The organism is Anabaena sp. EIM26 (assembly GCF_057568715.1).
Genome location: NZ_CM172472.1, coordinates 555,481 through 568,709, shown reverse-complemented (window position 1 = coordinate 568,709; position 13,229 = coordinate 555,481). Strand labels below are relative to the sequence as shown.

At 38.1% G+C, this 13,229-nt stretch carries 10 protein-coding genes and 1 riboswitch; of the genes, 5 read left to right on the top strand and 5 right to left on the bottom strand.

All coding sequences use genetic code 11. The annotated features are described in order from the left end of the window. Positions 1–264 precede the first annotated feature (264 nt). Together AC012T_RS02300 and AC012T_RS02295 are read left to right on the top strand one after the other, a co-directional pair. Complete coding sequence (locus tag AC012T_RS02300) at positions 265–2,367, top strand: pentapeptide repeat-containing protein (RefSeq protein ID WP_487062712.1); 2,103 nt, start codon at positions 265–267, stop codon at positions 2,365–2,367. Between the two features lie 209 nt (positions 2,368–2,576). Then, the gene (locus AC012T_RS02295; RefSeq protein WP_487062710.1) at positions 2,577–3,155 is read left to right on the top strand and encodes a Uma2 family endonuclease; all 579 of its coding nucleotides are present in this window, start codon (positions 2,577–2,579) and stop codon (positions 3,153–3,155) included. A 190-nt stretch (positions 3,156–3,345) separates the two neighbouring features. On the opposite strand, the gene AC012T_RS02290 is transcribed toward AC012T_RS02295, so the two are convergent. The 3 genes from AC012T_RS02290 to modA all read right to left on the bottom strand — a co-directional run bounded on the left by AC012T_RS02290 (position 3,346) and on the right by modA (position 5,654). Continuing rightward, positions 3,346–3,738 carry a hypothetical protein gene (locus AC012T_RS02290; protein WP_487062708.1) on the bottom strand — a complete coding sequence of 131 codons (393 nt, stop codon included), beginning with the start codon at positions 3,736–3,738 and terminating at the stop codon, positions 3,346–3,348. A 58-nt stretch (positions 3,739–3,796) separates the two neighbouring features. Next, positions 3,797–4,666 (bottom strand): zinc metalloprotease HtpX, encoded by an 870-nt coding sequence (locus tag AC012T_RS02285; protein WP_487062706.1) that lies wholly within the window; start codon positions 4,664–4,666, stop codon positions 3,797–3,799. 178 nt (positions 4,667–4,844) lie between these two features. Then, a complete protein-coding gene (gene modA, locus AC012T_RS02280; RefSeq protein WP_487062704.1) occupies positions 4,845–5,654 on the bottom strand; it encodes a molybdate ABC transporter substrate-binding protein in 810 nt (269 codons plus the stop codon). Positions 5,655–6,101: 447 nt separating this feature from the next. Continuing rightward, positions 6,102–6,165, top strand: a riboswitch (Fluoride riboswitch). An 88-nt stretch (positions 6,166–6,253) separates the two neighbouring features. Between modA and AC012T_RS02275 the strand changes: the two genes are divergently transcribed. Continuing rightward, complete coding sequence (locus tag AC012T_RS02275; RefSeq protein WP_487062702.1) at positions 6,254–7,882, top strand: cation:proton antiporter; 1,629 nt, start codon at positions 6,254–6,256, stop codon at positions 7,880–7,882. Between the two features lie 106 nt (positions 7,883–7,988). Beyond that, positions 7,989–9,287, top strand: coding sequence for a voltage-gated chloride channel family protein (locus AC012T_RS02270; RefSeq protein WP_487062700.1), 1,299 nt, complete (start codon positions 7,989–7,991; stop codon positions 9,285–9,287). A 135-nt stretch (positions 9,288–9,422) separates the two neighbouring features. Here the strand turns inward: AC012T_RS02270 and AC012T_RS02265 are convergent, their stop codons facing one another. Beyond that, entirely contained in the window at positions 9,423–9,758 is a 336-nt protein-coding gene (locus tag AC012T_RS02265) for a hypothetical protein (RefSeq protein ID WP_487062698.1), read from the bottom strand. A 305-nt stretch (positions 9,759–10,063) separates the two neighbouring features. Beyond that, complete coding sequence (locus AC012T_RS02260; RefSeq protein WP_487062696.1) at positions 10,064–11,665, bottom strand: peptide ligase PGM1-related protein; 1,602 nt, start codon at positions 11,663–11,665, stop codon at positions 10,064–10,066. Positions 11,666–12,320: 655 nt separating this feature from the next. Between AC012T_RS02260 and AC012T_RS02255 the strand changes: the two genes are divergently transcribed. Continuing rightward, the gene (locus tag AC012T_RS02255) at positions 12,321–13,178 is read left to right on the top strand and encodes an SDR family oxidoreductase (RefSeq protein ID WP_487066410.1); all 858 of its coding nucleotides are present in this window, start codon (positions 12,321–12,323) and stop codon (positions 13,176–13,178) included. The last annotated feature ends 51 nt before the right edge of the window (positions 13,179–13,229 follow it).

Genomic DNA, 13,229 nt, shown 5'->3' with positions numbered 1-13,229 from the left:
ATTTCTCTCTGTGGCTCTGCGACTCTGTGTGAGAAAAAAATGTGGTTCATTTACCTGAAAATATCTGTAAGCTGACACTCATATTGCGTAACAGCTAAACCCTGACTTATCGAATCAAACAATTCAGCATTTTTGAAAAGGTTAATTTTTTAGCCCGTTTGAGTACAGCAGACAGATAAATTTAAGCGAATTTTGGCAAAAACCAGGAATAAACACCAGCAAGTATGTATAGAATCTAATATATAAACTCTTGCTGACGCGATTATGCCGCCAGACTACTCCGGTCAAAATCTCCGAGGGCGCTCTTTTAAAAATCAAAAATTAGAAGGAGCTAACTTTAGCAAAGCTGATATTAGAGGTGCAGATTTTACCAATGCTTTCCTAAGAGGTACAGATTTTAATGGTGCTAAGGCTGGACTACAGCGACGTTGGGTAATTGGTTTGCTGATAGTTACATTTCTACTGTCAGCACTATCAGGGTTTTTCTCAATTGTTGTTAGTGCGTGGATAACATATATTTTTGATACCAATCACTTTAAAAACTTTATTGCTGGAATAGTTGTTCTAGTTGTGGTGACAGTCTTTTGTATTGTCACTTTTCGCAACGGTTTAATAGCCGGAGCCTTCACCGGAATTGTAGTCGGAACTATAGCCGGAACCGGAGTTGTATTCACAACCATAGCCGGAGCTAGAGTTGCAGTCGGAACCGGGGTTATAGCTGGAGGTGTAGCAGGAGCAGGAGCAGGAGCCATAGCTGGAGTTATAGCTGGAGGTGTAGCCGTAGCAGGAGCCGTAGCGTTAGACGTAGCGTTAGACGTAGCTATGTCTGTAGCTATATCTGTAGAAATAGCCGTAGTTGTAGCCATAGCTGTAGATGTAGCCACAACTATGGTTGTACAAGTAGCTCTAGCCTTAACAGTAGCTTTATTTTTCGTGTTTTTTACTGTTTACATAGGCTGGCGTATTTTTAAGGGAGATGACAGAGATGCTTGGATTCGTTCATTTGCGATCGCTTTTGCAGCTACAGGTGGGACAAGTTTTCGTGGTGCTGATTTAACTGATGCTGATTTTACTGGTGCAACTCTGAAAAACACAGATTTCCGAACAGCAAATCTAACGCGCACTCGTTTTTATGAAGCGAAAAAACTTGATTTTGCTAGACCAGGTAATACTATATTGAGTAACCCTGCTGTTCTCAATTTGCTCGCTACTCTTAATGGTAGAGAAAAATCCTATGCTGGTGCTAACCTAAAAGGCGCGAACCTAATAGGTGCAGATTTGAATAAAGCTAATTTAAAAGATGCTGATATTATTGAAGCCACTTTTCAAAGCGCTTGTTTAGAATGGGCAAACCTGACTCTTGCTCAAGCTGTAGGTACTAATTTCACCAATGCTCAAATGACAGGTGCTTGTCTGGAAGCTTGGAATATTGAAAGTACAACTATATTGGATAATGTAGATTGTCGCTTTGTCTACCTTTTAGAATATCCGAAATTGGAAACAGATGATCGTGAACGCCGTCCTAGTAGTGGAGAATTTCAACCAGGAGAATTTAGCAAATTATTTGAAGAGGTTTTAAATACTGTTGATTTAATTTTCCGCGACGGTATTGACTGGAAAGCTTTTGTTAATGCTTTTGGCAAGGTGCAGAACCAAAATGAAGATACAGAATTATCTATCCAGAGTATCGAAAATAAAGGTGATGGTGTAGTTATTGTTAAAGTGAATGCACCTGAAGGCGCTGATAAAGAAAAGATTCACAGCGATTTCACTCAAAATTATCAATTAGCATTAGCAGCAGTAGAAGAAAAATATAAAGCACTTTTACAAGCAAAAGATAATGAAATAGTTATCTATCGTCAACAAAGTGCTGATATGAAAGAAATTACTAGCTTATTAGCTAATAAACCTATAAATGTTCAAGTTGACAACAAAGTAGAGAATAAAAATATGACTAACAGTAATGATTCCAGTCGTAAAGTTGAAATTGGTAATGTTGGTAGAGATGTTAATGCTAGTGGACAAGCTTTGAATTTAGGTGAAATCAGTGGTACGGTAACAAATACTATTAATGAATTACCATCTGCACCCAAACCAGAGAAACCGGGAATTAAGGAAATTTTGACGCAACTGCAAACAGCAATTGAAGCTGATAATGATTTAACACCAAAAGATAAAGAAAAGGCACTCAAGCAAGTCAAATCTTTAGCAGAAGCAGCACAAAATCCTCAAGAAAAACAAGATTTAGCAGATACAGCAATTACTATGTTAAAAGGAGTTCTTAGCAACTTACCAACTGCGGCAAAATTGGTTGAGGAATGTAGTAAGCTTTTACCGCTAATTTCTGGTTTTCTGGGTTTAGTCTAGAAATACAGCACGAAAATCTCATTTTCAGATTTCTAGAAATGCAGATTATGATGGGAGGTAGAACCTCCTGGAAGGCGTTCCCAGTTTCTAACTGGGAACGAGGTAAAAACATTCCCGTAGCCCCCTTTCTGTTTACGGAGAGGGGTTTGGGGGTGAGGTTCCGGGTTTATAACTCACCTAAAAAAGGCTATGGTCACGAGGTATTAATCATGACTTCTGTAACTTTACAAATACCAAAATCATTAAAATTCACAGATGATGAATTTGCGGAAATAGTAGATGCTAATAAAGATTTGCGTTTGGAATTATCATTTGAAGGGAAATTAGTTGTTATGTCACCAACTGGGGGAGAAACGGGAGAGAGGAACTTAGAATTAAGTGGACAAGTTTGGTTTTGGAATCGCAAAAATAATTTAGGAAAAGCTTTTGATTCTTCCACCGGTTTTAAATTACCTAAGGGTTCTACCCGTTCCCCTGATGTATCTTGGATAAAAATAGAAAGATGGAATGCACTCACACCAGAACAAAGAAAGAAATTTCTGCCTTTGTGTCCTGATTTTGTGATTGAATTAGTTTCTGAAAGCGATGATTTAGCAGATACGCAAGCAAAAATGCGGGAGTATATTAATAATGGTTTGCGTTTAGGTTGGTTAATTAATCCTAAAGATAAACAAGTAGAAATTTATCGCCAAAATCAAGAAGTAGAGGTTTTACAATCTCCTACAAGTTTATCTGGAGAAGATGTATTACTAGGTTTTAGTTTAGATTTACAGCCGATTTTTGGATAATGAAAAAGGTAAGAATTCAGGAGTCAGGAGTCAGAATGCTTATGAAATCAGGAATAGAAAGAAGTAATATTTTATCAAAATCATTAAAATTGACTAAAAAAGCCTGTATTCTTTATCCTAAATGCTTACATGAAAAATATAGAAGGACACAGCATTGCTGTATCCCTACATTACGTTATGCACTTTAATTTTAAGGACGAGGGGCGTGAAAGGCTTCCCAGGCGGCTTTGGCTGCGTCTTGAAAGCGATCGCTCAAGGTTGTAAAATCCTTAAACATGGTATGCCAATTCTTCTCGGCTTCTTCCTGAATAGTCTTCCAGGCATTTTCTAGTTTATCGCGCTCAATCAATTTTTCTTTCTCAATCGCCTCCCGTGCTTGACGCACAGCATTTAAATAGGTATCACGAGTGAGAGTACCAGCAGATTTTGCTTCAGCTTGGGCGCGGTTTTTAATCGCCTCAATTAAGGCTTTGGTTTCTTGCTTCACTTCATCAGTTTCTCCAGCCATTTCCGTTTCTACTATTTCGCTAGTTTGAGGATTAATTTCTACAATTGCTGAAGATTCAATGTTGTTATTAGTCATAATTCACACATCCTTAATTTGCAAAGCTTACTCGCAGATAAAAACCGTATCTTTGTACTTAATAAGCTCTTGTTGGCAGTTCTTGCTCTAATTTTAGTAATGCTTCCACACGCGCCTCAGTTGCAGGGTGACTGGAAAACAAATTACCTAAGAATTGCCCTGAAATTGGATGAATAATCAATAATGGTTCAAAGGCTGGATTAGCATTTAAAGGCATCTGTTTTGCTGTAGCTTCTAAACGTTGTAAAGCCCTAGCTAAAGCACGAGGATTACCTGTTAATTTGGCAGCACCAGCATCAGCAGAAAATTCTCTTGTGCGGGAAATTGCCAACTGAATAATTGTCGCGGCTATGGGTGCAAGCATAACTGTCACCAGCACTCCCAAAGGATTTCCTCCTCTTTCATTATCTCTTGAACCGCCACCAAACCACAAGCTATAACTTAACATTTGTGCCAGGAAAGAAATCGCACCGGCAACAGTAGCAGCAACGGCTTGGGTTAAGGTATCACGATTGATAATGTGGGTGAGTTCGTGAGCAATTACGCCTTCTAATTCGTCCTCTGGTAAAATATTCAAAATGCCTTCAGTTACGGCAACAGCAGCGTGTTCTGGATCTCTCCCTGTAGCGAAAGCATTGGCAGTTTGTCCAGGAACAATGTAAACTCCTGGCATGGGAATATTGGCACGCGCAGACAATCTTTGCACCATGCGATAAAGTCCTGGTGCTTGGGCTTCACTAACAGGTTGGGCTTGATAAACTGCCAAGGCAATTTTATCAGATTGATACCAAGAAAACAGGTTAGTAACTGCTGCTAACCCAATTCCTATGATCAAACCACCCGTACCACCAATTACCCAATAACTAATTGCAATTAATAAGCCGCTAAGTGTAGCTAACAAAACAGCAGTTTTTAGTTGGTTTCCCATATTGCACTCTCCTGTTAATGCTGTGTTGATTTTTTTAACTTTTAGTAGACAACAGCATTTGTTCAACCATGTCTTGATTGTATCGAGTTCAACTCTGAGGTACAGTGATGAAAACCTCTAACCTGAGTACGGTTTTCCCGCTGGTAATGAGAAACTATTTGCACCTACAATGATGTTTTTATTTGATTGGTGTTTCCCCTGGTAAAATAAAACCATATTTTTTCATGATATTCCTAGATTCTGAACTGTTAATAAAATTTGCAAAATTACGAGACTGCAATTCATATTTACTATCTTTAATTACAGCCAACATCTGCTCAAGGGGTTTATGTAAATTTTCAGGAATTAAAACCCAGCTTCCTGGTTTATTAATACTCAGCGATAAAGCCGAAATAGTTACATCAACATTTCCAGTTTCTCCATATTGTTGGGCTTGACGTATATTTTGCGCTAATACTAGCTTGGGCTTTACTTTTTCCCATAAACCCGCCGATTGTAATGCTTCTTTTGCAGCAAGTCCATAAGGTGCATGATCAGGATTAGCAATAGCTATTTTTTTGACTTCTGTCTTGACTAAATCTTTAATATCCTGAATCTTTATTTTTGCGTCTTCACGAGTCCATAGAGTAATGCGCCCAATCCCATAAATTTGTTTTGTATCGGTAATAATTAAACCTTTTTTATCTAATTCTTCAATAAATTCTTTATTAGCTGCTGCAAATATATCTACAGGCGCTCCATTTTCTATTTGTGTAGCTAATTGACCTGTAGAACCAAAATTAAATACTATTTTATTTCCCGATGCTTTTTCAAAAGTTTTACCAATTTCCTCAAAGGCATATTTGAGATCAGAAGCCGCAGAAACATTTAATGTTACATTGGGTGAGATAGATTGAGTAACTTTTGGGTTAGAGTTGATGGTTTGTGTACAAGCTATTAAAACTACAGTCAGGAAAAATGCTAGGAAAAATTTAAGGTTAAATTTCATACTTGACTAAGTAATTTTCAGAAAATCTTGATACAAAGTACACTACAGCAATATCATCTGTTTTTTTTGTTACACAATGTAATTATGTCATGTCTTTTTAACAAGAACTTTCTTTTTAGAAATAGTGCTAACTATCTATCAAATCTTGGATTAGATTGCTTATATTTATATTCTTATACAGGACTTACGCAAAACAGAACGGAAGTAGGGGTAATTCATGAATTACCCCTACGCAAGAATCAGGTTTTGAGTTCAATCTTGCGTAAGTCCTATTATAATTTCATTCCAGATTCGTAATTAGTTAGAACTTACGCACATCTCACGGAAAAACGAACCACAGAGGCACAGAGTTCACAGAGAAAAGAGGCTTTGAGAGATATTTTGCGTAAGTCCTGTTAGTAAAGTTTGTTCATTTACTAAAATATGATGTAACCTAGTTATATAAAAATTATGAACGGCGATGGAACTCGCCAAAACCGCCTTTAGAAAGGCTGATGGTTCCTACTTTTCCGACTTGCTGCGGGAGGGTGGGGCTATTTGCAAACCTAACTCTCCTGTAGAAAGTATCTGTCTACAAATCGCACTTTCAGGAGTTAGGAATGTTATTTAGTATAATTTGGATTTTATTGATGGGCTATTTTAGCGGACAAATTGCCCGTCGTTTAGGTACTCCGCCGTTACTGGGGATGATTTTGGTAGGGATTTTACTTGGTTCTCAAGTAGGGAATGTTATCAGTGCAGATGTGTTAAATGCTGCTGATGAATTAAGAACTGTGGCAGTAATGATTATTTTGATGAAAGCTGGGCTAGGGTTAGATAGAGAAAAGCTGGCTCAACAGGGGACTGTGGCGCTGCGTTTGGGTTTTTTACCTGCGACTATGGAAGCGATCGCACTTTGTCTCGCCTCTATGGTAATTTTTAAATTAGATTTTCCCACGGGTTTGCTTTTAGGTTGTGTCATTGGGGCAGAATCTCCCGCTGTAATTGTTCCCGGAATGCTGAGACTAAAAAGTTTAGGTTGGGGTGTCACTAAAGGTATTCCCGATGCAATTTTAACTGGTAGCGCTTTATCTGATGTCTTGCTGTTATTAGTTTTCAGCCTTTTACTAAGTTTTTTGGGTAAAGGAGGAGTTGAGCAAATTACCCTGTTTGGGGGTTTGACTTTAAATGCTCTGCAATTACTCCCACTGCAAATTATCATGCAGATATGCTTAGGAGTTTTGCTGGGTTACTTAGCAGCCAGGTTGTTAGTTTCCCTATTAACCACACAAAACTGGACTCAAAATGCCGTTCAAGATACGATTATTGCGGCTGGAATAGCTTTATTGTTGGTAATTGTCGCTCATATCCTACCTTATTTTTCTGGTTATTTGGCGACAATGGCTTTAGGATTTTTCTTAATTGAGTTAGATGCACCTTTAGCGCGACGTTTGCGGGGTGGGTTTGATAGTTTATGGGTAGTAGCGGAGATTTTCCTGTTTGTGTTGTTGGGTGCAACTATTCCACTGCAAGTATTGGGTAATATACTGTTACCCGGCCTGTTAATTTTGGCAATTGGTTTATTTATTGGTCGCATGATAGGCTGGTATTTATCGACTTTGGGTAGTAATTGGAATTGGCGCGAAAGACTGTTTTTACTACCAGGAAACTCTGCTAAAGCCACTGTACAAGCGGCTATTGGGGCGATTCCCCTGGCGCAAGGGATAGAGGGAGGAGAGATCATTTTAGCGATCGCAGCCCTTTCTATTATAACTACTGCACCTATAGGTGCTTGGGCTACTATGGCTTTTGCACCTAAATTATTAACTAGGGGAGAGGTTGACCCCACAAAAGTCACAGTTGCTACTCAAACCCTGTTGCTGGCAGCCGTAGATACCTCTGATATATCAACTGAAGTTTTGATCAAGGTGGCAGATTTAGCCCGTCGCAGTCATGGAAGTGCGATCGTTTTACACGTAGTTAATATTTCCAATCAGCAAGCTGTCAAACAACTGGAAGCACAAGCTAAAAAATTGCTATCGGATATCAAATATGAGTTTTTAACAACAACAGGAACTGTTCCCGAAGAGATTATTCGCATTGCCCAAGAGCATCATGTTACTGCAATTGTCATGGGAAAACGTGGACATCAACCTTGGGAACAAGTGCTGATTGGTTCAGTATCACAAGCAGTTTTGGAAGCCAGTTCAATTCCTGTAATTTTTTTAGAAAATCGTGGAATTAAATGAACCAATTTTTTTCTCACGCAGAGACGCAGAGAGAAGAGAAAAAGTTTCACTAAAATGTATTTCAAGATAGTCTATTCAACTCCTAAAAATACATTATTTAAGTAAAATGAATTATCTGCCTCAATTTGAAATATTTATTGCTTCTAGGTATTTAATTAAGTGGTTGCTAATTTCTTTTATAATTGGTATTTTAGCAGGTGCTGCTTCTGCTGCTCTTTTATCATCATTAGAATGGGCAACTAATTGTCGGGAATCTCATCAGTGGATTATCGCTTTTTTACCAATTGGTGGATTTATCAGTGGTTGGATTTATCATCGTTTTGGTCGGAATGTAGAAGCTGGAAATAACCTTTTACTCGAAGAAATTCATAACCCTAAAAATATTATTCCCTTCCGCATGGCTCCCTTTGTGTTAATAGGAACAGACCTCACACATTTATTTGGTGGTTCAGCCGGACGTGAAGGTACAGCATTACAAATGGGTGCGTCTCTAGCAGATCAATTAACTAAAACATTGCATTTTAAAGGAGCGAGTCGGCAAATTTTGTTAATGGCTGGTATCAGCGGTGGCTTTGCTTCAGTTTTTGGGACTCCATTAGCAGGAACAGTCTTTGGTTTGGAGGTTTTAGCAATTGGTAAAATTCATTATGATGCCCTTTTTCCATCTTTAATTGCAGCAATTGTTGGGAATCAGTTAACTTTGTTATTGGGTTTACATCATACAGCATACCGACACGCTCCAATTATCCCCGCAATGACAATTTGGATGTTTATATCTGCTATTATTGCAGGGGCAATTTTTGGAATTGTAGCAAGAGTTTTTTCGCAAGTAACGCATAAAATTAATCATTTATTTAAAGCTAACATATCTTATCCACCACTGCGTCTTTTGATTGGTGGTGCTATGGTAGCTGCAATTGTTGGTTTAAGTGGGACTACTAAATATATTGGGTTGGGTATTCCGACTATTGTTGATGCTTTTCAAACTCAGTTACCTCCCTGGGATTTTGCTGCTAAATTAGGTATGACGGCACTCACTTTAGGAGCAGGTTTTAAGGGTGGGGAAGTAACTCCGTTGTTTTTTATTGGTGCTACTTTAGGCAATGCTTTATCCTTGTTTTTATCATTACCTGCACCGCTATTAGCAGGAATGGGATTTGTCGCTGTGTTTGCAGGTGCAGCGAATACACCTTTGGCATCAATATTAATGGGAATTGAGTTATTTGGTATAGAATCTGGGGTATTTATTGCTATTGCTTGTATTGTCAGCTATCTATTTTCTGGTCATTCGGGAATTTACACTGCACAGCGAATTGGTTTGAATAAGTATTCATCTACAAATCTGGAATCAGGTTTGACTGTGGGTACTTATAAACAAACAAAAAATATCCCAGAAACTGAATGATGAACCTGCTCTAATTCGTAATTCGTAATTCGTAATTCGTAACTCCGAACTCCTAACACCGAACTCAGGTGATTGTAACGACAAATTACGTTGGCGGTAGCCCGCTGGAGGTATTATTATCAATTACGAATTATTTTAAGTCCATGTCTCAAATGTAAATGGAATTCCTTCTGATTTACAAAAATTACGAAACTCATCCACGGCTGAGGGATTACCACCATATAATTTTTTTAGCAATGCTAATAGAATTTTATCTCTATCCTTTTTTGCGACAGTTACCCAAAATTCATAGTCTGTATCACCCCAGGTTTCTAAGGGGGCTTTACCTATATCTTGCCCAAAAATAAGTAAGTCGCCTTTTTCGTTTAATTCTGCATCAATGAAGCGTGAAGTTTCTCCTTTTTGTTCAAAAAGTCTAATACTAGCTGGGGTAGTTTGCGAATCATTTTTGGGCATAATTTTGGGCATCATTTTATATTTTGATTGACTCGAATTGATGTGTAATTTAGTTGAATGTCAGTAATGGGATAGAATTAATTACACAACTGATTTTTCTGTTCTCTCTCTCAACGAGTGAATTTAATGTCATCCGACTATTTATAGCAGTTTGCGTAGTTAGTAGGTACAAAATCTAAATTTAAACCTATACACAAAGCCAGTACATAGCGATGAGTAACGAGTAACGAGTAATGAGTAAGAAGGAGAGTCAACCACTCGGTACTTGGTACTCACAACTCTTCCGAACTCCAAACTCAGAACTCCTGACTTCTGCTGTATCAGTAATTATATCCATCTTCAATCATGGTAAAATCATAATCAGAAGACAGGGTATGATTGTGTTTTCCATTGGTTTCTTGATCAAGAACTTTGACAACTTTGTTATAAATATCTTCCGCTTGTTGGGGAGAATCACCAATACTAGTTAATCCTAATTTGCCAAACTGGGAAAGACAACCCATGAGATGAAATACTGTACCTGTCTCAGTTCCACTATCAAAATGTAATCTATGGTGAGCGATGATATCCATTAAATCGTTGGGTAATAATCCTTTATAACGGTCTTTTTGTAAATTGTCTGTAGCGATGTAATATTTAGGTCTTCCTTGTTGGCTGTAAAATAATCCTGTGGACAGGTCATAGCGTCCAGTTGTTAATAACTTTAAGGTCATGAAAGGGTGAGTAGTCCCACCTTTACGGAGGTTGATTTCAATGGCTTGAATATCCCATTGGCCATTACCTTGATCTACGGTGACAAAATCAACACCAAATCTTTCTAATGTGCCTTTCTCTGCTAATTTTTTACCTACTTTTAAGCCTAATTGCTGTAGTTGTAATCTATACTTTTCATCAGCAGGAAAGCTACAACCTAGATAAATCTGTCCGTCTGGGCCTCCCAGAATTTGGTCATGGGTGGAGAGAATTTCTACTTCTCCATTAGGTGTAATCCGTCCTTGGACGCTGGGAGAACGCTTGATTTCTCCTTCGATGTATAATTCTACGATTGCTCCTAACTCTGGGATACGTTGGGAAAAATTCGCCCAGGTTTCTTGTGTGGCTTGGAAGCGCATGGTTGAAAAGCGATCGCTAATAGCTGCTACTCTTTCACTATGAGAACCTTGACCAGGTGCAATATTCACCAATGGACGCAGATCCAAAAGTGCATTTCCTTCTCCCGAAATTCCTTCATTAAGTTTCACAACCATCCGTTTTAATGTCGGTTGACGTTCCCATAAATCAGCCGCAGCTACTGCTAATTCTGCGGTATTTTTCACCAGTTCGCTACCATCTGGAAGAGGTACACCACTTTCAGCAAAAATTTGCCGACTACCACTTTTTGTCCCCCAAATCTGTAAATCTGGTGCAGCAGCATACAAAGGCACATTTAATTTCAGTGATAATTCTGCTTCCCAAAATGTGGAATTGTAACAAGCCATAAAAGCCTTGTCTAATCGCAAAGCTTGACGAATTTTTTCTATCAAACGAGGACGTTCTAAAATTTTTTGGCTGAGGGGTTTCAGGGAAGAATCATAAGTCGAAAGTAGTAATAAGCGATGACGGGCGTGGGAAAATGGTATTCCTGGTAGTAGTTGTAAATAGTAATCAATAATGCTGGGATGAAGTGGCATTGATGTCACATAAATCAATCTAGTCCGGGGATTTCGTAAGCGCATCAAAGAAAATAGTAATCTTTCTTCATAATGTTCGCACCCTTCAATCTTTTGCATTTCCCGTTGGTCGATGCTCAAAGAAGGGATAATTAAAATATCCGCTTCGCTGTTATCAAATAACTCGCTAGTTTTCCAGCGATCGCGTAAAGTTAATTGTAAATTGCGAAACTGATCAACCTGTTCTAACTCAGAAATATTTATTGTCACCATAACCCATACCCTGACTAGATACCATTGTTGCCTCATTATCTCAGGTATATCTCAAGGAATAGTTGAGACGCTAATTTAGTATGTATATTTTTGTAAATGTCTTGGAAAAGTCTGATAAGGCTTTTTAAGTCAACTTTGATGATTTTGATAAAATTTCACTTCTTTCTATTCTTCATTTCATAAGCATTCTGAACCAAAGGTCTGCGAAGCGTCTCCTGACTCCTGAATTCTTACGTTATTTCTGCGTTCAAATTTAGCTCATTCATCATTCAATGTCTATATATTTTAATTTATAATTTCTACGTCTCAAGGTTGACGAAATTGATATTTTGTTTATTTCTAGGGAACGATAAAATTTCAATAAATTACATTTAAATTAAGGGCAGATAGTAAGGATAAATCCTTCATCTACAGAGAGTTGTGTACTTGTTTTCAGTGGTTGGATTAAAGTGTGCAGATGTGGGGAGTAATATTCAAAAGCCGCGCATTGTCATATCTTACTGCGTTGGGCTAATTTCTCAGAAAAAAAGTCTGAACTTGCAATAAAAGAACGAGTGGGAGCTAAAAAGTAAGCCTTGGGTTGATATTTCGATCCAAGGTTTATTCTTAGTAATTGGTAATTGGGTTTTTAATAATCAAATTTGGAGTAATCATGATGGCAAAACAAAAGACTATGCAACCACCACAAACACAAGAACTGCCAGGTGTAGAATCAAAAATGGACCCAAAACCCAAAGCAGAAAATGCTGAGTACCGGGGTAGTGGTAAATTAAAAGATAAAATTGCCTTAATTACTGGTGGAGATAGTGGTATAGGTCGTGCTGTAGCTATTGCATTTGCTAAAGAAGGCGCTGATGTAGCGATAGTTTACCTGCAAGAACATGGAGATGCGACAGAAACTAAAAATTTAGTTGAAAAACATGGGCGAAAAGCAGTAACTATTACAGGTGATATTACCCATGAAGATTTTTGTCAGCGGGCTATAGAACAAACAATAGATGAGTTTGGTAAACTCGATATTCTCGTGAATAATGCTGCTGAACAACACCCTCAAAATAGCATTGAAGATATTAGTCAAGAACAATTAGAACGCACTTTTAGAACTAATATTTTCTCGATGTTCTTTCTAACTAAAGCAGCTATGAAACACTTACGCCAAGGAAGCTCTATCATTAATACAACATCAGTAACAGCTTATAAAGGCAATGCTCAATTATTAGATTATTCATCTACTAAAGGTGCAATTGTCGCTTTTACTCGTTCCCTCTCACAAAACTTAGTATCCAAGGGAATTCGCGTCAATGCTGTAGCACCAGGGCCAATTTGGACACCATTAATTCCCTCTACTTTCCCAGAAGAGAAAGTAGAAACTTTTGGCGCACAAGTACCAATGGGAAGAGCCGGTCAGCCTGAAGAAGTAGCACCAAGTTTTGTATTCTTAGCTTCTGATGACTCTTCTTATATGTCTGGTCAAGTATTACATCCTAATGGTGGTGAAATAGTCAACGGTTAATTTTTCAGGCTCAAGGAGATGGGAAGATTTGATATTTTCCTCTATCTCCTG